The organism is Pseudonocardia sp. (genome assembly GCF_029263155.1).
Lineage (GTDB): Bacteria > Actinomycetota > Actinomycetes > Mycobacteriales > Pseudonocardiaceae > Pseudonocardia.
In genome coordinates, this window is record NZ_JAJCYB010000005.1 from 1 (window position 1) to 19414 (window position 19414).

The 19414-nt window shown below is 70.5% G+C and carries 17 protein-coding genes and 1 pseudogene; 10 read left to right on the top strand and 8 right to left on the bottom strand.

All coding sequences use genetic code 11. From position 1 onward, the window contains the following. Positions 1 to 134: 134 nt before the first annotated feature. The 6 genes from Q1K26_RS00570 to Q1K26_RS00595 all read right to left on the bottom strand — a co-directional run bounded on the left by Q1K26_RS00570 (position 135) and on the right by Q1K26_RS00595 (position 7039). On the bottom strand, positions 135 to 332 hold the full coding sequence (locus Q1K26_RS00570) for a hypothetical protein (protein ID WP_300006939.1): 198 nt from the start codon (positions 330 to 332) through the stop codon (positions 135 to 137). Next, positions 329 to 523: a hypothetical protein gene (locus Q1K26_RS00575; RefSeq protein ID WP_300006941.1), complete on the bottom strand. Its 195-nt coding sequence runs from the start codon at positions 521 to 523 to the stop codon at positions 329 to 331. The genes Q1K26_RS00570 and Q1K26_RS00575 overlap by 4 nt, the downstream gene beginning before the upstream one ends. Positions 524 to 537: 14 nt before the next feature. Continuing rightward, complete coding sequence (locus tag Q1K26_RS00580) at positions 538 to 672, bottom strand: hypothetical protein (protein WP_300006943.1); 135 nt, start codon at positions 670 to 672, stop codon at positions 538 to 540. Positions 673 to 1038: 366 nt separating this feature from the next. Further along, positions 1039 to 4392, bottom strand: coding sequence for a DEAD/DEAH box helicase family protein (locus tag Q1K26_RS00585; protein ID WP_300006945.1), 3354 nt, complete (start codon positions 4390 to 4392; stop codon positions 1039 to 1041). Further along, the gene (locus tag Q1K26_RS00590; protein WP_300006947.1) at positions 4392 to 5576 is read right to left on the bottom strand and encodes a restriction endonuclease subunit S; all 1185 of its coding nucleotides are present in this window, start codon (positions 5574 to 5576) and stop codon (positions 4392 to 4394) included. Before Q1K26_RS00590 ends, Q1K26_RS00585 begins: the two co-directional genes overlap by 1 nt. A gap of 5 nt (positions 5577 to 5581) precedes the next feature. Beyond that, positions 5582 to 7039 carry a class I SAM-dependent DNA methyltransferase gene (locus Q1K26_RS00595; RefSeq protein ID WP_300006949.1) on the bottom strand — a complete coding sequence of 486 codons (1458 nt, stop codon included), beginning with the start codon at positions 7037 to 7039 and terminating at the stop codon, positions 5582 to 5584. A 170-nt stretch (positions 7040 to 7209) separates the two neighbouring features. On the opposite strand from Q1K26_RS00595, the gene Q1K26_RS28635 reads away from it, so the two are divergent. Both Q1K26_RS28635 and Q1K26_RS00600 read left to right on the top strand, forming a co-directional pair. Then, positions 7210 to 7701 carry a GntR family transcriptional regulator gene (locus Q1K26_RS28635; RefSeq protein ID WP_363320395.1) on the top strand — a complete coding sequence of 164 codons (492 nt, stop codon included), beginning with the start codon at positions 7210 to 7212 and terminating at the stop codon, positions 7699 to 7701. Positions 7702 to 7714: 13 nt separating this feature from the next. Beyond that, the gene (locus tag Q1K26_RS00600) at positions 7715 to 8293 is read left to right on the top strand and encodes an NUDIX hydrolase (RefSeq protein ID WP_300006950.1); all 579 of its coding nucleotides are present in this window, start codon (positions 7715 to 7717) and stop codon (positions 8291 to 8293) included. Here Q1K26_RS00600 and Q1K26_RS00605 read toward each other — a convergent pair. Next, a complete protein-coding gene (locus Q1K26_RS00605; protein ID WP_300006951.1) occupies positions 8279 to 9394 on the bottom strand; it encodes a hypothetical protein in 1116 nt (371 codons plus the stop codon). The two genes, Q1K26_RS00600 and Q1K26_RS00605, sit on opposite strands and share 15 nt — an antisense overlap. A 223-nt stretch (positions 9395 to 9617) precedes the next feature. On the opposite strand from Q1K26_RS00605, the gene Q1K26_RS00610 reads away from it, so the two are divergent. From Q1K26_RS00610 to mobF, 8 genes and pseudogenes are all read left to right on the top strand, one after another. Continuing rightward, positions 9618 to 9881, top strand: a complete 264-nt coding sequence (locus Q1K26_RS00610) for a helix-turn-helix domain-containing protein (protein WP_185720153.1) — start codon at positions 9618 to 9620, stop codon at positions 9879 to 9881. 3 nt (positions 9882 to 9884) lie between these two features. Next, entirely contained in the window at positions 9885 to 10106 is a 222-nt protein-coding gene (locus Q1K26_RS00615; RefSeq protein ID WP_300006953.1) for a hypothetical protein, read from the top strand. After that, positions 10103 to 10315 (top strand): annotated as a pseudogene (locus Q1K26_RS00620) (WhiB family transcriptional regulator); the annotation flags it as partial. The gene Q1K26_RS00615 and the pseudogene Q1K26_RS00620, both read left to right, overlap by 4 nt. 281 nt (positions 10316 to 10596) lie before the next feature. Next, entirely contained in the window at positions 10597 to 10983 is a 387-nt protein-coding gene (locus Q1K26_RS00625) for a hypothetical protein (RefSeq protein WP_300006955.1), read from the top strand. After that, the gene (locus Q1K26_RS00630; RefSeq protein ID WP_300006957.1) at positions 10980 to 11582 is read left to right on the top strand and encodes a DUF2637 domain-containing protein; all 603 of its coding nucleotides are present in this window, start codon (positions 10980 to 10982) and stop codon (positions 11580 to 11582) included. Before Q1K26_RS00625 ends, Q1K26_RS00630 begins: the two co-directional genes overlap by 4 nt. Beyond that, positions 11579 to 13432, top strand: coding sequence for a type IV secretory system conjugative DNA transfer family protein (locus Q1K26_RS00635; protein ID WP_300006959.1), 1854 nt, complete (start codon positions 11579 to 11581; stop codon positions 13430 to 13432). Before Q1K26_RS00630 ends, Q1K26_RS00635 begins: the two co-directional genes overlap by 4 nt. After that, entirely contained in the window at positions 13429 to 14052 is a 624-nt protein-coding gene (locus tag Q1K26_RS00640) for a hypothetical protein (RefSeq protein WP_300006960.1), read from the top strand. Before Q1K26_RS00635 ends, Q1K26_RS00640 begins: the two co-directional genes overlap by 4 nt. Before the next feature lie 129 nt (positions 14053 to 14181). Then, positions 14182 to 18528 carry a MobF family relaxase gene (mobF, locus tag Q1K26_RS00645; protein ID WP_300006962.1) on the top strand — a complete coding sequence of 1449 codons (4347 nt, stop codon included), beginning with the start codon at positions 14182 to 14184 and terminating at the stop codon, positions 18526 to 18528. 21 nt (positions 18529 to 18549) lie between these two features. Here the strand turns inward: mobF and Q1K26_RS00650 are convergent, their stop codons facing one another. After that, a complete protein-coding gene (locus Q1K26_RS00650; RefSeq protein ID WP_300006963.1) occupies positions 18550 to 19149 on the bottom strand; it encodes a hypothetical protein in 600 nt (199 codons plus the stop codon). Positions 19150 to 19414 lie beyond the last annotated feature (265 nt).

Genomic DNA, 19414 nt, shown 5'->3' on the forward strand with positions numbered 1-19414 from the left:
CGAACGGGCCAACGCCGAGCTGAAGAACTGGAAGATCCTCCGCAAGATCCGCGCCAGCCCGACCCGCGCCGGCACCCTCGTTGCCGCAGTTCAGACCCTCATGATCGCCAACTCATGATCAGGTTGGCAAAGGCTCACTGCGGAAGAACGCGTACAGGGCCCGCGCGGCGGGCCTCGCCCCATCGGTGGAGGTGGGTCCACTGCGTGAGCTCGCCGGCGGTCACGAAGGTGATCGCGATACGGCGCCCCGCGATCAGACGGTCGAAATGGTCGGGCAGCCGTGCTGTGAGGATCGCGGAGGCGACATCGGTGTCGATGACGACAGTGGTCACGCCAGTCCGGCGCGGCGGGAGGCGTAGAGGTCGGCGAGGAAGGCCTCGTACTCCTCGTCGGACTCGAACAACACGGGCTGCGCGAGCTCCGTGACCGAGGCGATGCGGGTGACGCCCTGGCGACGGGCGAGCTCCTCGATCGACAGCGATCCCTCGTCCTGCCACCGCACGTGCTCATCCGAGGTTGTCATGCCCGATCACCTCCTCACCCGTCGTGGTGCCACTCCGGCCGCTCGCGCGGTCGCAACGTGGGCGTGTCTGTCCGGGTGCGCCCTCTTGCGGTGGCGACGGCGTCGAACTCCAGGAACGCGTCCTGGAGGTCCTCTACGATCTCGCGCACGATGACCTCGGGCGGCACGCGGCGTCGCGTGCTCGGGTCCGTGAACGAGGTGATACCGCGGTTCGCCTCGTCTGGGGCGACGAGGTCGTCGTAGCGGTACGCCTTCCCCCTTCGCCGTAGGTGCGCCCGCCGCGGCTCCGGCCGGGAGCGATCCTGTGGACAACACACCGGAAGTTCGTGCAGACGGTGGTGCCCCCGGCAGGATTCGAACCTGCGGCACCCGCTTTAGGAGTGTTGTCCATGCGTCCAACCAGGCCCTCTACCAGCTCCTGGCGTCGAGCAAAGCAATCACTGATGGCTCCACGCCACATGGGTAGTCACCGCTTCGCTCCACGGTTGGCTCCACGTTGGGCAGCATGCCGCCGGCTACGCCACACCCGCGCTGGCCCGGTTCCGGACCTCGTGAAGGATGTCGACGATGACCTCGACATCGGCATCGGGGAACAGAGCGTCCGGCCCAGTGGGGGCATAGTCGGTGTAAGGGGACTCGAAGAGCCGTCGAGGCTCGACGACTCCGTTGGACGTCAGTTCATCGATGATCAAATTCACGAAGCGGATCTGGTGGACAGTGAACCGGCTTCCGTCGAGATAGTGACCGAAGGCCTCGGTGGCGGCCTGGTGATCGAGCCCGACGAGGGAGCGGATGAATACCCCGAGGCCTTGGTCGGCCACCCAGCTGACGTCGACCGGTCCTGCGCCACTGGCCAGCAGCATCTCCTCCAGCGCGGTCAGGTCGTCCGGGGTCAGCTGCTTGTTGCGGCGCAGCCGTTGCAGGGAGACGTGGTCCTCGTGCTCCTGGAAGTACGCGGCGGCCTTGGCGCGGTAGCGCTCGGGGTTCGTGCCCGGGACAACTCCGGGGAGGTCGATCTCGACGGCCTCCCCCAGTTCGTCGGCGAAGTCGGTGTAGACGGGGTTGCGCCGGCCCTTCTCGACGAACCGCATGAGGCCGCGGATCCGAAGCCGGGCGACCTCCAGCATTGGCAGGGTGACGTCAATCCACCACTCGTCGCTGGCTACGGCGTCGAGCAGGACGATCTGCTCGGCCACCGACGGGATCGCTCGCTTCCCGAGCAACACCGCGGCAATCTCCTGCACCTGTTCGCGCAGTCGCTCGGCGGTCACCGCGTCACCGTCGAGCTGCGCGAGCTGCCGGCGGAGCATGATCAGATCGAACCGCTTGGCCTGCTCGTCGTCGTCGGTGTCGGTAGACGGGAGCCCGGCGAGATGGGTGACGAGCTGCTGCGCATCGTCGTCCGAGATCGACGTCCACGCGGCGCCGTCGGCATAGCGCTCCACCCATTTGCGGTGCGGCCGGACGAGGACGTTGTCCAGCGTCATCCCCGCAACGAAGCGGTGCAGTGTCTCCGTCGTGCTCGCCCGGAGTGGCTTCTCGGTACCGGCTGCGTCGAGGCCCCGAATCAGGCCGAGACGGGTCTCGAACAGCCGCTGCGTCAGTGACTTCTGCAGGGATCCCTCGGAGCCGGGTAGATTCTGGCTAAAGAACTCGAGGTTGCCGCAGAAGTCGAAGACGTAGAAGTCCGACTTGTGGACGCCGGGGCCGAACAGGTCGCGGCGCAGCCGAGTCCCGCGGCCGATCATCTGCCAGAATTTGCTCTTCGACCTGACCGCCTTGAAGAAGACGAGGTTGACGACGTCGGGCACGTCGATCCCGGTGTCGAGCATGTCGACGGAGATTGCGATGTGTGGGGCCTTCTCGGTGGTGGAGAAGTCGTCGATGAGCTTCTGGGCGTAGGCGGTGCCATGCGTGATCACTCGTGCGTATTCGCCGGCGAGGTGCGGCCACTGGACGTCGAAACGGCGCTGGATGAACTCGGCGTGGGCCTGGTTCTTGGCAAACACGATCGTCTTGCCCAGTCGGTCGCCCCCGGCGACCTTGTGGCCCTTGTCCATCAAGTTGGCCAGAACCTTGTCGACCGTGTCCTCGTTGAAGAGAAACCGGTTGAGCTCTTCGGCACCCACCTCGTCCGGTACGTCACCCTCGCCCCAGTCGAGCGCGTCCCAGTCCTCCTGTTCCTCCGTAGAGAGGTCGGCGTAGCGGATGCCGTGGCGGAGGAACTTGGTGCCCACCGCGACCCCACGGGGCGGTACCAGGAACTTGTCGCGGACCGCCTCGTACAGATCGTAGGAGGCAGTGGGGACACCGTCCTCCAGGTTGAACAGCCGGTAGGTGTTGTGGTCGACCTCGTCCTTCGGCGTGGCGGTCAGTCCGATCAGCAGCCCGTCAAACCACTCGAAGATCGCGCCGTACTTCTGGTACACCGACCGGTGCGCCTCATCGATCACGACTAGGTCGAAGTGGCCGGGACCGAACCTCCGCAGCCCGCCCTCCGTAGCGTTGATCAGGTTGAGCATCGTCGGATACGTCGAGGTGTAAACCCGCCCGTCGACGGCCTTTTCTGTGACCAGGTTGACGATCGTGGCCCCCGGCAGGTGCGCCTTGAACGCGTTGGTGGCCTGGTTGACGAGGGCGGTGCGGTCGGCGAGGAAGAGCACCCGCTTGACCCAGCCGGCCTTCATTAGCTGGTCGACGAGGGCGATGACGGTGCGCGTCTTGCCCGAGCCGGTGGCCATGACGAGCAGCGCCTCGCGCTGCTTCTCGTCGAAGGCGGCGGCGACGGCCTGAATGGCCTCGTGCTGGTAGGGCCGCTCGACGATTGTGGCGTCGACGGTGGCGCCGGACAGCGGCAGCCGAGTGTCGCGTCGCTGGATCATCAGTTCCAGCTCGTCGCGGGTGAGGAAGCCTTGGACTTCGCGCGGCGGGTAGCCGGCGGCGTCGTCCCAGAGCCAGTGCTCGTAGCCGTTGGTGTAGAAAACGACCGGCCGACGGTCGAACTGCTGCTCCAGGCAGTCGGCGTAGAGCTTCGCCTGCTGCTGGCCGTTTCCTGCGCTCTTCGTCGTCCGCTTCGCCTCGACCACGGCGAGAGGCCGCCCGTCGGCGCCCCACAGCACATAGTCGACCTTGCCGGTGCCTCCGTTGTTGGGCATGCCGGTGACCGGGTACTCGCGGTCCCTGGCGTCGGTCAGCGGCCACCCAGCCTCCTTGAGTAGAAGGTCGATGAAGAGATCGCGGGTCTGCGCTTCGGTGTAGTCGTGGTCGTCGACCTTCGTATTGGCCGCCTGAGCCGCCGCGATTTGCTCGCGGAGCAGCGCGATCTCGACATCCTTCGCGGCAGCCAGCTCGTCCTTCTCCGCCAGCAGCTTGGTATGGGCCTCGTCCTGGGCCGCGAACTTTGTCGCGAGCTGCTGCACCTCCTCGCGGGTCAGCGGAGCGGCCTTGGAGGCGAGGGCCGGGTCGAACCGGGCCTGGGTCGGCACGGCCTGCGGATCGGTCGAGTACCGGAACGCCGTCCAGACGACGACGTGGTGCAGCTCGCGGAGCACGTCCAGCGCCACCCGCGGAGGGATCGACTTCTGCTCGTGCACGGCGGCGTTTCCGAGCTTGCGGATCAGGGTGAGCTTCTGGGCGATGCCCACCCCAACCTTTGCCTTGAACGCGGCGTTGTCGATGTGTGCGGCGAGGTCGTTCTTGTACGGGGACTTCAGCGCCAGTACCTCGTACAGGTGCTGGACCACCCCCTCCACGGCGCGGCGGCTGTAGAAGCAGGCTGAGCGGGGGTCAGTGGGAAGGTACGACTCCGCCCGCGCGCAGTCGGGATGCACACTCGGCAGCGTGGCCCGGGCGAAGTCGAAGTTGCCCATCAGAGTTCCCCTCGAAACGCGCGGGACTGCAGTGAAGAGAACAGGTCCTCGTCTGCCTCGAGAGCGCGCTGAACTGCGGTGCGCTGCAAAGCGACGACCTTGACCTTGCTTGCGAACTCGCGCTGTAGGGCTATTGGCGGTAGCTCGATCGGAAGCTGCGTCAATCGAGCCTTTGAGATGTTCGGCATACTTGCTGCTGATCCGCTAGATAAGTCGCGAACGTTCGATCGCTTCACGGGATGCATCATCAGAGAGTGGAAGTAGCGCCTATCGATCTGGTCAACTTTCAGATGCAATCGAAAGATGAGGTCGGGAAGCAGTAGGTGTGGCCGAATCTCGTCAACCAACGCGACCGCTCCCACTAGGTCGCGGGTATTCTTCCGAGTCATCAGGACATCGCCAGCACAAACTTCGTTGGAGATCATCGTGCCGATGTCGCCCCTGTAAGCCTTATTCTCGACTTCCTGAAACTCTCCGTAGGTGACGGCTCCAAGCTTCAGAACCCCCCATTCCTTTTCAGTTGCTGGGCGTGATTCGCAGACCGGGCTCGTGCCACTTTCAATTCTGGTCACAACATCGCCGAGCGCGACTTGCTCCCAGCGACCGCTACTCACCCTGCCGAACATGTGGTGGAAAGTCGAGCGGACCACGTCTTCTAGGTGTGCGACAACTTGACAGCGCTTGGACTTAATATTGTGAACTTTGTCGAGGATGGCAACAATCTGACCTTGCTTTTCAATTGTGGGTAGCGGGATAGGCCAGGCGGCCAGGGCTTCTCGCCCTAGGTGGTGGATCCCAACTCCGCGGGAGCCGCGAGCGAAAGCTCCGGTACTTGCCTGCCATGAGAAGTAGTGGTTTAGGTAGCGGCTATCGACGCCCTCCTGAGGCCTGACTCGAAGTAGGGTGTTCTGAAATGCGCAATCCTCCAGTTCGCCGTTCCACAGGGCAGGTTTACCGACTTCCTTTGGCGAACCTGAACCTTCGCTAAGTAGTAGGTCGCCAGGACGAAGTCGGAAGGTCATCATCTCTGCGTCAGTGAAGTTCATGCTCTTCACGTCATCGAGAAGTAGTCCTGTCCAGCCAACGTTGGCGGCGCGCAGATATCGACGCATCGAGTCGCCTGTATGGTTCTTGGGCGACCGCTGGCGCCCGAGTTTCACCTCTGCGATTTCGGACAGCTTCACCGTCCTCATGGCAGCATCGCTTTCAATTCGGCCAGCCCCTTGGCGATTTCCTCGTTCAGCGCCTCGATGTCGGCGATGATCTGCAGCGGCGGGCGGTGCTCCACCTCGTCATGGACGATCTCCCGGTATCGGGTCAGTGACAAATCGTAGCCCTGGGCCTCGATGTCGGCCTTAGGTACGCAGAAAGACTGTTCCGTACGGGCCCGGTCGCGTTCAGTGGTTGTTCGGGCGTTCCAGCGGTCGAGCACGTCAGGCAGGTCGTCAGTCTCGACCGGGTTGCGTTTGTCGTCCAGCGAGAAGCCGTCGGCTCGGACGTCGTAGAACCACACGTCGTCGGTGCCGCCGGAGTCCGTCTTGGTAAAGAACAGGATCGCCGTCGAGACGCCCGCGTACGGGCGGAATACACCGGAGGGGAGCTTTACGACGGCGTCGAGCTTCTGCTTCTCGACAAGTTCCGTGCGTAGGTCTTTGTGCGCCTTTGACGCCCCGAACAGTACCCCGTCAGGAACGATTACTGCCGCGCGCCCGCCGGGCTTAAGTAGCTTGAGGAACAGCGCGACGAACAATAGCTCAGACTTTTTAGACTTAACCGTCTGCTGCAAGTCTTTGGCGATTGCTGCGGCGTTGATCGAGCCAGCGAACGGAGGGTTTGCTAAGATGAGCGTGTATTTCGCTGTCTCGGCGCTCGCGCCTTGGGACAGGGAGTCGCGGTAGCGGATGTCGGGCGACTCAATGCCGTGTAGCAGCATGTTCATGCTTCCGATACGCAGCATGGTGGAGTCGAAGTCGTAGCCGTGAAACATGCTGTGGTGGAAGTGCTTGCGGTGCGTGTCGTTCGTCAGGGCGCCGGGGTGAGCCTTCCGGACGTACTCCGAAGCCGACACAAGGAAGCCAGCCGTGCCACAGGCGGGATCGCAGATCTCGTCGTCAGGTTGGGGAGCGGTCATCGCGACCATCAGATTGATGATGTGCCGCGGAGTGCGGAACTGCCCGTTGACTCCAGCGCTGGCGATCTTAGACAGTAGGTATTCGTACAGATCGCCGTTGGTGTCGCGGTGCTCCATCGGGATGCTATCCAGCATGTCGACGACATCGGACAGCAGCGCGGGGGTCGGGATCGTGAATCGCGCGTCACGCATATGGTCGGAGTAGGTCGACCCGTCTCCGCCGAGCGTGCGCAGCAGCGGAAATACCTCGCCGGCGACGATCTCGTGCATCACGGCGGCGTCATTGTTCTTGAACCGGCTCCAGCGCAACCGGCTTTGGTTCGGCTCAAAGATCGGATCCTCGATGACGCCGGTGACCTTAGCCTTCTTCTCCTTAAGCGTCTGCAGATCGTCCAGGCGTCGGATGAAAAGCAGATAGGTGATCTGCTCGATCACTTCGAGGGGGTTAGATATACCGCCGGACCAAAAAGCGTTCCATACCCGGTCGATCTTGCTCTTCAGTTCGCCCGTGATCACCTGGCGAGGGTAGTGCTTACGCTGTGGATCGTGGTACCCGTCCGGGTGCGAGCGGTCGTCCGATGGTGCCCGGCGTCTCGTCGCGCTGTACTGCCTACGGCTTGCTGGCCGGTCGCTCCCCGCGAGATGGGCCCAAGGCTGTCTGCCCACTACGCTCGGCTCGGTCTGGCATGGGAAGGAGCGGACGAGTGACGCCCCGCGGCAGCTATCTTCAGATCGCTGACGAGCTACGCCGTCGGCTGGCGGGTGGCGAGTTGCAGCCAGGGTCGATGCTTCCATCTGAGCAAGCGTTGGCGCACGAGTTCTCCGTGTCACGCGGTACTGCTCGGTCGGCGTTCGCCGTCCTCGCAGAGGAGGGCCTCATCGAGGTGGTGCCTGGGCAGGGCCGGCGGATCGCGGGTCCCGTCGATTCAGCCTCACAGACGCCCATGACTGCGTGGGAGAAGGTTGCGGCTGACCTTCGTGAGCGTCTGAATGCTGATCCAGGTGGCCGAACGTTCCTGCCAAGCGAGGCCGAGTTGGCTGCAGAGCATGGAGTCTCACGGAACACGGTGCGGCGCGCCTACCGGCAGCTCGTGGAAGAGGGCTCAGTAGTCGTCCGCCACGGTTTGGGTGCCTTTCCTGCTCAGCGCCGCGGCGCGCGCACAGCGCATGATCGGTAGCTACGGTTCGGGCATGACCGACCACGGGACCGGCGATGGCCGATGGGTCGTCGCTGGTGAGCGGCTGGTGTTCGACAACGAGTGGGTGACAGTGGGCCTCGCTGACGTCGAGTTGCCGACGGGGGAGCGGTTCGAGCACCACATCGTGACGATGAAGCCTGCCGCGATAACCGTTGTTCTAGATGACTCCGGCGAGCGAGTGCTGATGGCGTGGCGACACCGGTTCGCGCCCGACCTGTGGAACTGGGAGCTGCCGGGCGGGCTGCTCGACCCGGGCGAGGTGCCAGCCGAGACGGCGGCGCGCGAGGTCGAGGAAGAGACGGGCTACCGCCCGCGGTCCGTCGAGCACCTCGTGACGTTCGAGCCGAACGTCGGCATGGTCCGCAACGCGCACCACGTGTTCCTCGCGCGCGGCGCCGAGAAGGTGGCCGAGGCGACTGAGCTGAACGAGGGCACCTTCGAGTGGGTGCTGCTCGCCGACGTCCCCGAGCTGATCCGAACGCAGAAGATCGTCAACTCGGGGTCGCTAGTCGGGCTGCTGCACGTCCTCGCGCTCAGCGGGCCGGGCGCGCCGGCGTCACGCCGCGAGTAGCTGCGCGATCCGCCGCCGCTGCCGCACCGAGCCGGTACGACCGGCCAGTTCCGCGGCCCTGCGTGCGTGAGCCCGCGAGTCGCCGGCGTCGCCGCGCGCAGCGAAGGCGAGTGCCAGGTCGACGCGCAGGCCGACTTCCGCGCGCCCGTACTGGCCCTCGCCCATCGCATCGAGAGCACTCGTTAGGTCGTCGATCGCGTCGCCGTCGCCGAGCCGGGCGAGGCAGTGGCCGCGCCAGCGGGCGAGGTGACCGGCGCCGAGCATGACGTAGGGCAGCGAATCGTCCTGTGCGTCGCTCGGAAGGAAATCAGTGGCCGCATCGAGCGCGCGCAGAGCGCCGTCGCGCCGGCCGAGAGCCGCGAGTGACTCACCCTCGGCGGCATGCAGCCACGCGAGCAGCACCGACGGAACAGAAGAGCCGGCCTGCGCCCGGGCGCGTGCGATGAGAGCGTGCGCGTCGTCCGCCTGGCCCGCGTCGAGAAGGACGTAGCCCTGCTGTGCTGTGGCATACGCGAGGCCGGCCGCCTGCCCACTCTCCCGCGCGGCCGCCGTCGCGATCTCGTGGAGTCGCCACGCCTCGCGCACGTCGCCGCTGTCGAGCGCTTGCCAGCCGGCGAGCGCTGCGGCTTGGCCGAGCTCGTCGGCGGCCGCCTCGCGATGCGCACCCGGCAGGGCGTGTCGCAAGAGACCGTCGATCTGCTCGACGTGCGCCACGGTCTGCTTGAAGGTCAGCGCGCCGCCGAGCCGGCGGTCCAGCAGGCGGATGCTCTGCGTGTGGTCGCGGAGCAAGGCCACGACGCCGGGATCGAGACGGGTGAAGGCAAGCGGTAGCGCATCGTCGAGAGCCGGCGGCGGTGGCGGAGGCGTCGGCTCGTCCGCGATACCCAGCTCGATGGCGCTCCGGCGGTACGCCTTGCACAGCAGGTCCCGGTAGAAGGGGCTGACAGCCCCGCCCTTGTTCTCCCACATCGCGATGCGGCGCTTGACGCTCTGGTCCGGCGGCAACGGGTTCTCGGTACCGGCGGCACGGCGCAGCTCGTGGATCAGCTGCGCCTGCGTCCACTTCGCTTCCGCACGTGCCTGAGCAAGCCGGTTCGGCATCGCTCCTCCTGGTCGACCTCCTCCTCACCATGACGCGCTGACCTGCGGAGATCAACCCTGATGCGGAACTCGCGTCACCCCACGTCATCCCGCGTCATCTGCCGCCACGCCCACCCTCGGCCGCACTCTCGGTATCGCACGAGGTCACAGCGTTGACAAAGCGCCACTCGTGCCTACGCTGTCTAGTACACGTACCGTACGTGTACATAACGAGGGAGTGGTCATGCGAGGTTTGCAGTTGCGAACGGAACCGCCGGCCGGAGCGCCGCAGTTCTACAGCGTCGCCGAGGTGGCGCGGCTGCTCGGGATGTCGGCGATGACCGTCTACCGGGCCATCGCGGCGGGGGAGTTCCCGGCCGTGAAGATCCGCGGCCGGCTCATCGTCCCGGCCCGCGCGCTCGAGGAGATGGTCGACGCCGCCGTGGCGGACCGCAGCGTCGTCGACGCCGCGGAGTGGGTCCCCTTCCAGCCCGGCCGGGGGGTGTGAGCGATGGCCAGCGTCGGAGTCCTGATCTTCTTCGCCATCGTCGGCGCGATCATCTGCGCCAAGGCTCGGGTGCCCGGCGGGGCCGTGGTGTTCGCGCTCGTCGCCATCGTGCTCTTCGTCTCGACGCCGGTCGGTGCGGGTCTGCCGGGTGCGGTCGCGACGTTCCTCTCGACCCTCGACAACGCCGCGACGCCGGCCCTGTCCGGGTCCGGAGCGGTCGGGTGAACGGCGAGTGGCGGGGCCGGGCTGAGTGCCGCTCGGTCGAGCCCGAGACGTTCTTTCCCGCTGCCGAGGACGGTCCGGTCTACGAGGCGCAGGTCGCCGTCGCCAAGGCCGTGTGCGCGCGGTGCCCGGTCCGTGCCGAGTGCCTGGCCGAGGCGCTGGTGCGCATCCCGTTCGGCATCGCCGGCGGGCTCACGCCGGAGGAGCGGCGGGGGCGCGGTTCGGCAGAAGGGGGGCGGGCGACCGCCGTGCTCGACGCCGGGCTGCGGCCGGGCGCGACGCGGGTGGAGGTCGAGGCCGCCGGGCGGGTCCTGCTGACGGCGGGACGACCGGTCGTCGAGGTCGCCCACCGGTGCGGCGTCACCGCCCGCACCGTCACCCGCTGGATCAGCAAGGCGGAGGGGAGCCGCGGCTGCAACCGGGCCCCCCTCCTGGTCTCCCACACGCACAGCACCCAGGCAGGGACACAGACGCAGGAAGGGCCCGATCGTAAATGAGCGCCACCGCAACGACACCTACCGACGACGGCCGCGCACCCGCGGTCGCCCGCGCCGAGCAGGCCACCGACGGGTGGGAGGACGTCGCCCGCCTCCAGCGATGGGCCGGCCCGAACCACGCCGACTTCTACGCCCTCGCCGGCGAGCTGGTCCGCACCCTGCACGCGGTCGAGGACCTGACGCAGGTGCTCGCCGCCCAGGTCGCCCGCTTCGCCACCGGCCGCACCCTCTACGACGACACCCGCGCCGTCGACCCGGCCACCCGGCTCGCCGACGCCGTCGAGCAGCTCCGCGCCGCCCGCGCCGGCGTCGCAGCGGCTGAGAGCCGGTTCAACGAGTTCTGGTCGACCATCGGTCACATCGGCGTCGAGGTGACGACATGAGGGCGCGCGCCGTGCTCTACGGGCTGCTGCTGGTCGTCGCCACGGCCGCCGCCGTCCTGTCCTTCGCCGCCCTGCGCGATCTCGCACTCCTGTGCGGGTTCTCGCCGGAGCTGGCCTGGCTGCTCCCGGTCGTCGTCGACGCCGGCGCCGCGGCCGGGTCGCTCGTCTGGCTCGGCGGGACCGTGTCGACGAGCGCCCGCCGGTTCGCCCGCGCGCTCGCGCTGGCCCTGCTCGGGCTGTCGGTCGCGGCCAACGCGCTCGGCCACGGGCTCGCCGCCTTCCGCCAGGGACCGGCCTGGTGGGTCGTCGTCATCGTCTCCGCCGTCGCGCCGGCCGTGCTCGGGGCGGTCGTGCACCTGGCCGTGCTCGTCGGGCGGCCCGTACCGGACGGGAGGCCGGCCGAACCGGACGTCGACGACGACCGCGCCGCCGAGCTGATCGCCGAGGGCGCCGGCCGCCGCAGGATCGCCCGCGAGCTGGGTGTCTCGGAGTACGAGGCCCGCCGGCTGATCGACCGCGCCCGCACCACCACCCCACCGCCCGAACTCGCCCACGCCGCCAACAACGGCGCCCCGATCCGATCGGAGATCCAGCCGTGAACGGCTCCGCCCTGCTCGTCCTCACCGTGTCCGCCGGGGTGGCCTGGGCCGCCTGGACCCGCAGCGCCCGCCTGGTCGCTGTCGCCTTCGGCGCGTTCGCCCTGCTGCCGGCCGTGACGCTCTACCGGCAGACCCCCGGGTGGGTCCTCGCCCTGCTGCTCGCGCCGGCTGCCCTGCTGCTCTGGCACCGCTACGCCCGCACCTCCGCGGTCGTCGTCCGCTGGGGTGCCCGCACCCGGCGCAAGGTCGGCGTCGCCTCCACGGCCGACATCGTGAAGGTGGCCGGCTCCCTGGCGATGCGCCGACGGGCCGGGACCGTCCGGCCGTCCTTCGCCGCCGTCACGCGCTGGCAGCGGATCGCCCGCTACTGGACCGTCCGCACCTCCGACGTCGCCGTGCTGCTCTGCCGCGCCGGGCTGATGCGCGTCTGGGCGTCCAGTGAGGACGTCGTGTGCATCTTCGGCGGCCCGCGGACCGGCAAGTCGCAGTACCTCGCCGGCCGCATCCTGGACGCGCCCGGCGCCGTCCTGGTGACGTCGACCCGCACCGACCTCTACGACCTGACCGCGCCCCTGCGTCGCGCCGGCGGCCCGGTCTACGTGTTCAACCCGGTCGGGCTCGCGTCGCTCGGCTCGACGATCACCTTCGACCCGCTCACCGGCTGCACCAACCCCGTGACGGCTGCCGAGCGTGCGGCCGACCTGCTCTCGGCCGGCATGTGGGGCGGCGGGTCGGGTGACCGTGAGTTCTGGGAGTCGCAGGCCCGGCGCGTCCTGGCCGCGCTGCTGCACGCCGCCGCCCTCGACCACGACCTGACGATGCACGACGTGCAGCGGTGGGTCACCGACCCGGACGACGCCAAGGCCGAGGTGGCGTCGCTGCTCCGCCGCTCGCCCCAGCCGGCCCTTCAGCAAGACGCCGCGCAGTTCCTCGCGACGAACGAGAAGACCCGCTCCTCGATCACGTCGACGATCATGCCCGCGCTCGGCTGGCTTACCCACGAGGCGGCGACCGCCGCGGCGACCGGGCCGCGGACCGGGGGAGCCGGGTTCGACGTCGCCGAGCTGCTCGACGCCCGCGCGACGGTCTATCTGCTCGGCGCCGAGGAGACGCAGACCGCCCCGCTCGTCTCTGCCCTCACCGGGCACATCGCCCGCGAGGCCCGCCGGATCGCCGCGCTGCGCAAGGGCGGCCGGCTCGACCCGCCGCTCACGCTCGCGCTCGACGAGGCCGCGCTGATCTGCCCGGTGCCGCTGCACCAGTGGACCGCCGACATGGGCGGGCGCGGCGTCACGATCATCGGCGCCTTCCAGTCCCGGGCGCAGCTCCTCGACCGCTGGGGGGACGCCAAGGCCGAGGTCATCCTCAACAACACCGCCGCCGTCATGGTGTTCGGTGGCACCCGCTCCCGCGACGACCTCAACTACTGGTCGACGTTGGGTGGCGACCGCGACGAGCCGATCACCACGACCGACCTGCACGGGCGCGTCGCGTCCCGGACGGTCCGTCGGGTCCCGGTGCTCGCACCGGCGCAGATCGCCAACCTGCCCGCCGAGACCGTCGTCGCCTTCCGCCGCGGGATGCCGCCGGTCATCGGCCGCGTGGAGATGGCCTACCGGCGCCCCGACGTCCGGGCGTGGCAGTACCCGGACGCGCCTGACGTCCGACTCCGCGCCACCGCCCGCACGACTCGCCGGTGGCTGGCGGTGCACGCCGCCCGGCCGATCGCGTGGGTGGCGAGCGTTCTCCGCCGGGCCGCCGAGCCGTGGCGCGCCGTCGAGGTCGTGCCCATCGAGGAGCGCCCGCTGCTCCGCGTGGTGCCCGGTGAAGGTGACCGGTGGCCGCGATGAGCGCGCCCGAGGACGAGCAGCTCGCCGCCGTGGCGAAGGCCGTGGAGCGCAACAGCCGCCGCGTCACCGCACTCGACGCGCTGGTCCGCCAGCTCGCCGGTGAACTGGCCGAGGTGGCCGCCGCCCTCACCCCGTCCGGGGAGGCGCCGACCGCGGTCCGGTCCTGGATGCTCGCTCAGGACCCCGAGCAGGCCGTCACCGACCTCGCCGACCTCATCGCGTGGACCCGCCGCGTCTACCTCCGCTACCCGGACGCCGTGCTCTCCGCGTGCTGGCTCTGGCACCCGGACGTGATCGAGGAGCTGTGGTGGCTGCGCCGCGCGCACGCCGAGGCCTTCGACCCCCAGGCGGGCACCTGGCCCCGGGTCGGCGACTGGCACGAGCGCCAGCGCCCCGGCGTCGCCAAGCGCGTCCGCGCCGCGATCGGGACGTGCGAGCTGTCCCTGCACCGCACCGGCACCGCGCACGCCCGGCCCGCCGCACCCGCGCCGCTCGCCGACCACGCCGAGCTGATCGCCATCGCCTGGACGAAGGACGCACTCGCCCCACGACCCGAACCGACCGACGAGCAGCTCCACGAAGCCGACATCCACACCCGCCAGCAACACCGACGCACCTGACCGAAGCGCACCACCGCCAGGACGAGCAGAAGAACCCAGGACGAAGCATACCGAGGCATCACGATCCCGTGGTGATCTTCGCTCGCCCTGGCGGGCTCGCTCGGTGGCAAGATCAACAAGGAGGCTGCCGTGCTCAGCATCGCCACCGGACACTCCGTCCGCTACCTCACCGACGCCGTCGCCAAGGGCCGCGAGAACTACTACACCGGCGCCGTCGCCGCGGGCGAACCGCCGGGGCGCTGGTACGGCGCCGGCGCCGAGGCCCTCGGGCTCGACGGCCACGTCGACCCGCACCTGATGGAGGCGCTCTACTCGCACCTGCGGGACCCGCGCGACCCGCGCTCGCGCTCGCCGGAGACCTGGGACGAGGCCGACGCGCTCGCGCCGGGCCACCGCAAGTACCGCAGCGCGGACGAGATCTACACCGGGCTGCTGGAGTCGCACCCGGACGCCGGACCCGAGGAGCGAGCCGATTTGCGCGCGCAGGCCGGACGTTCCTCGCGGCAGGCCGTCGCTTTCCTCGACCTGACGTTCTCCGCGCCCAAGAGCGTCACCGTCCTCGCCGTCGCCTTCGAGCGCGCGGCCAACGACGCGCGCGCCGCCGGCGACGAGGAGGCCGCGCAGGCGTGGGAGGCGCACGCGCAGGCCGTCGAGGAGGCCGTGATGGCCGGCGCCCGCGCCGCCATCGACTACCTGCAGGACGAGGCCGGCTACTCCCGCGTCGGCCACCACGGCGGTGGCGCCGGCCGCTGGGTCGACGCGCACAAGTGGGTCGTCGCGCAGTTCCTGCAGCACGACTCCCGCGACAAGGACCCGCAGCTGCACGTCCACCAGGCCGTGCTCAACCGGGTCCCGTGCGCGGACGGCACGTGGCGCACGCTCGACTCGCGCGCCATCCACGCCCTGCGCGGCGCGGCCGGTGCGATCGGCGAGCGGGTCATGGAGGCCCACATGACGCGCTCGCTCGGCGTCGAGTTCGCCACCCGTCCCGACGGGCGGGCGCGCGAGGTGGTCGGCGTGTCGGCCGAGGTGATGGACCTGTTCTCCTCGCGCCGGCGCGCGGTCACCGGCCGGACGGCGGAGATGCTCGGCGAGTTCCGCCGGACCTACGGGCGCGAGCCGTCGTCGGCGGAGCGGTTCTACATCGCCCGGCAGGCCACGCTCGCCACCCGCGCGGCGAAGTCGCACGTGGGGGAGACCCGCGCCGAGCAGCTCGCCCGGTGGACCGAGCAGTGCGCGAGCACGATCGGGACCGGCCTTGGCCAGGTCGCCCACGACGTGCGGGCCCGCGCCCAGCAGGCGAGCGAAGCGGCCGCGTGGTCGGTGCGCGACGTCGTCGACCGCGCGCTCGCCGGGGTGTCGGAGACGAAGCAGGCGTGGACCCGCTCGGGGCTCCTGAGAGCCGTCTCCGACGCGCTGCCGGGGAACCTCCGCATACGGCCCGAGGACGTCCGCCCGCTGCTCGACGGGCTCACCGACGCCGCGCTCGACGGCGCTGTCCCGGTAACCCGCCCCGGCGATACGACCAACCTGCCGGCGTCGGAGCTGCTCGCCAACGGTCAGTCGCCCTACACCGCGCCTGCCGTCGCCCTGTTCACCACCGAGGGCCAGGTCTCGGCGGAGCACGCGCTGCGCGCCGCGATGGTCCGCCGCGGCACGGCCCGGTTCACCACGGACGCCGCGGACGCCCTGGTCGCCCGGTTCGCCACGTCCGGGCGCCCGCTGGGGATCGACCAGGCGGCCGCGCTGCGCGGCGTGCTGACGTCCGGTGCGCAGGTCGAGGTCCTGTCGGCCGCGCCCGGCACCGGCAAGTCGTTCGTCGTCGGTGCGCTGTCCGAGGCGTGGGCAGGCGTCGACGACCGGCGCGTCTTTGGGCTCACCCCCTCGCAGGTGGCGGCCGGTGTGCTCGCCGAGGAGGGCGTCACCGCGGCGACGAACACCGCCGCGTGGCTCGGCGCGCAGAACCGGCTCCGCGCCGGCTCCGCGGCCGACGAGCGGTGGCGGCTGCGGCCCGACGATCTCGTGGTCGTCGACGAGGCGAACATGGCCGGGACCGACCAGCTCGCCGAGATCCAGGCCCGGTGCGCCGAGGCCGGCGCGAAGCTGCTGCTGGTGGGCGACCCGCGCCAGCTCGGCGCCGTCGGGCCGGGCGGGGCGCTGGCCGACGTCGCCGAGCACGGCATCCGCTACGAGCTCGCCGACGTCCGCCGCTTCCACGCACAGTGGGAGCGTGCCGCGTCGCTGCGGCTGCGCGAGGGGGACACCGGCGTGCTCGCCGAGTACGCCAAGCACGGCCGGCTACGTGAGGGCGGCACACCCGAGCAGGCCGAGACCGCCGCGTCCCGGGCGTGGCTCGCCGACATCCTCGCCGGCCGCGAGTCGCTGCTGATGGTCCGCGACAACGCCGCCGCCGCGCGTGTGTCGGCCGCGCTGCGCGCCGAGTTGGTCGCGCTCGGCCGCGTCGACGAGCAGGGCGTGCCGCTCGCCCGCGAGGGGTGGGAGGGCGTCGTGGCCGGCGTCGGGGACCTCGTGCAGGCCCGCCGCAACGGCTGGGAGCTGATCGGCGTCGACGGCAACACCCGCGCCCCGATCAACCGCGACACCTACCGCGTCACCGCGCTGCGCCCGGACGGCGGGCTCACCGTGGCGCCGGTGGTCGAGCGCGGCCCGGACGGGGAGGTGCTCGGCGACCCGCTCGCCTTGCCACCCACCTACGTCGCCGCCGACCTGACGCTCGGCTACGCCTCCACCGTCCACGCTGCCGAGGGCCGCACGGTCGACACCGCCCACTGCGTGCCCGGGGCCGGGACGGACCTTCCCGGGCTGCTGGTGCCGATGACCCGCGGGCGGGAGAGCAACACCGCGTGGGTGGTCACCATCGCCACCGCGGCGGACGCCGACACCGGGCAGACGTTCGAGATCGAGCCGCGCTCCGCCGCCGCGGTGCTCGCCGAAGTGCTCGACGGCTACGAGCGCGAGCGGTCGGCGCTCGCGGAACGCGAGCAGGACGAGATCGCCGCGCGCTCGACGATGACGCACATAGACCAGCTCGCCGATGTCATCGGCCGCACCGTCACCGCCGGCCGGACCGCCGCTGCGCTCGACCGGCTCACCGCCGAAGGCGCAATCACGGCCGACCAGCGGACGGCGCTCGCCGCCGACGAGGCGTTCGGCTCGCTGGAGCGGCTGCTGCGCACCGCCGAACTCGCCGGCCACGACCCCGACGCCGTGCTGTCCGGCGTGCTCGCCGACCGGGACCTGACCGGCGCCCGCTCGCCGGCCCAGGTGCTGCACAGCCGCATCACCACCGCCTACGCCGGCCGGCTCACCCCGCACCTGACGACGATGAGCGACCTCATCCCGTCCCGGGTGCCGGAGGAGTGGGCCGCGTGGATGCACGACAGGGCCGAGGCGGCCGACACCCGCCGCCACGAACTCGGCGCCGACGTTGCCGAGCAGCCGCCGCGGTGGGCGCTCGACGCGCTCGGCCCCGTCCCGGCCGACGACGACGTGCTCGCGCGTCAGGAGTGGGAGCACCGCGCCGGGTGGGCCGCGGCCTACCGCGAACTCGCCGGCTACACCGACGACCGCGACCCGCTCGGTTTCGCGCCGGCGCCCGGGCTGGCCGAGAAGGCGGCGGTCTACCGGGCCGCGCACGAGGCGCTCGGTCTGCTCGACGCGGGCGCCGAGGAGGCCGACCTGACCGACGGTCAGCTCCGCGCCCGGTACGTCGCGTACCAGCGGGAGGAGCAGTGGGCGCCGCGCGACGTCGCCGACGAACTCGACGCCGTCCACCAGGCCCTCGCCCAGGCGCGCACCGACGCCGAGGTGTGGGCCGCACACGCCGATGCCCCGGGCGTCGACGAGGCCGACGGCGCCCGGCTCCGCGCCGACGCCGCCGCGGCCGCCCGCGAGGCGGAGCAGCTCGCCGCCCGCGCCGCCGTGCTCGAGGGCGCCGACGAGGCCCGCGGGCGGTGGTATGTGCACACCGCCGTCACGCGGGACGAGGCCCACCGCTCCGGTGCCGAACTCCGCGCCCGCGGCATCGACCCCGATGAGCCCCATGACCGCGTGACGGGGGACGAGTGGCTCGCGGCCCACCTCGCCGAGCAGGCCGACGCCGACCGCGACCGCACGATCCACGACGAGCACGAACTGCACGACCCGGCGGCCGAGCGACTCGACGAGCCGGTCGACGCGGTCGAGACCGCGGTGCCCGACGTCCGTGAGGTCAGTGCCGCGCACCCGAGCGAGCGGACCGACCCGGCCGAGCGCCGGCGCATCCCGACGGTCGACGAGACCGCCGAGATCGTCGAGCGTGCGCAGGCCGCCCTCGCCGAGATCGCGGCACGACAGCAGGTCGAGGCTGCCCGCGCCGAGCGCGCTGCCGAGGAGGAGCAGCTGATCGAGCTGGGTCGACAGGCCGAACCAATCGTCGAGATGGACGACGGCGCGGAGCTGGTCCGCGATCGTTGACGCCGGCGGGCGGGTTGGCGGCTACGCCGTTGCGTCGACCCGCGCCCGCACGTGCTCCCAGTGGCGCCGCGCGTCGGCCCGAGCCTGGTCCCGGGCCGCCTGCTCGGCGGCCCGCCAGGCTGCATCCCGCTCGGCGGGCCGACGTCCGTACAGGTGCGGCCGGTCGCGCCGGATGCCCGCGGCCCGGTGCCAGCTCGTGTAGATAGGGAAGTCCTCCCGCACGCCGAGCAGCCACGCCAGCGTCCGCCAGACGCCGTAGGCGAACTCCGCGTCGTCGACGGCCGCCGGCGCTGGCTCGACGCCGAGCCGGCGCCAGTCCTCCGCCGTCGGGTCCGGGGCCCCGGCCGAGACGCACAGCGCAACCCACGACTCCGCCCGCGCCAGCTCCCACGAGACGCCCGCCGTCCACGAGCCCTCCCCGTGCTGCCCGCCGGTGGACCCGCGCCGGGTCACGGGAGACACCTCGCCGAGCGTCAGCCACGTCAGCGCAGCGGCCACGCCAGTTTCGCGGGCGGTCGCCGCGCGCGGCCCGAGCCCGAGCCGCCGCCGGGCCACCCGCTCGCACTCCATCACCGCGTCGAACTCCGGGACCACCCACGACGGCAGAACCAGCGTGGACACGACCCGAGTATGCGACCGACCCCCGACCATCCGGAACCACCAACTACCCGGGCTCCGCCCGGACCCGGCCCTTCCTCCGGCGGAGCGGTCCAACGACGAACGCTGCGGTAGGCGGTGGTTGGGGAGGCTCCGCCGTCACTCGGTCGCCCGGAGGGATGCCACACCGGCGGTGGGCGGGGGCAGCGGAAGACGTGGTTTGCCCCCCCCCCCCCCGGGCGGGCATTCAGCGCCCCCCCCCCCCCACGCGGGGCCCCCCCCGGGGGGA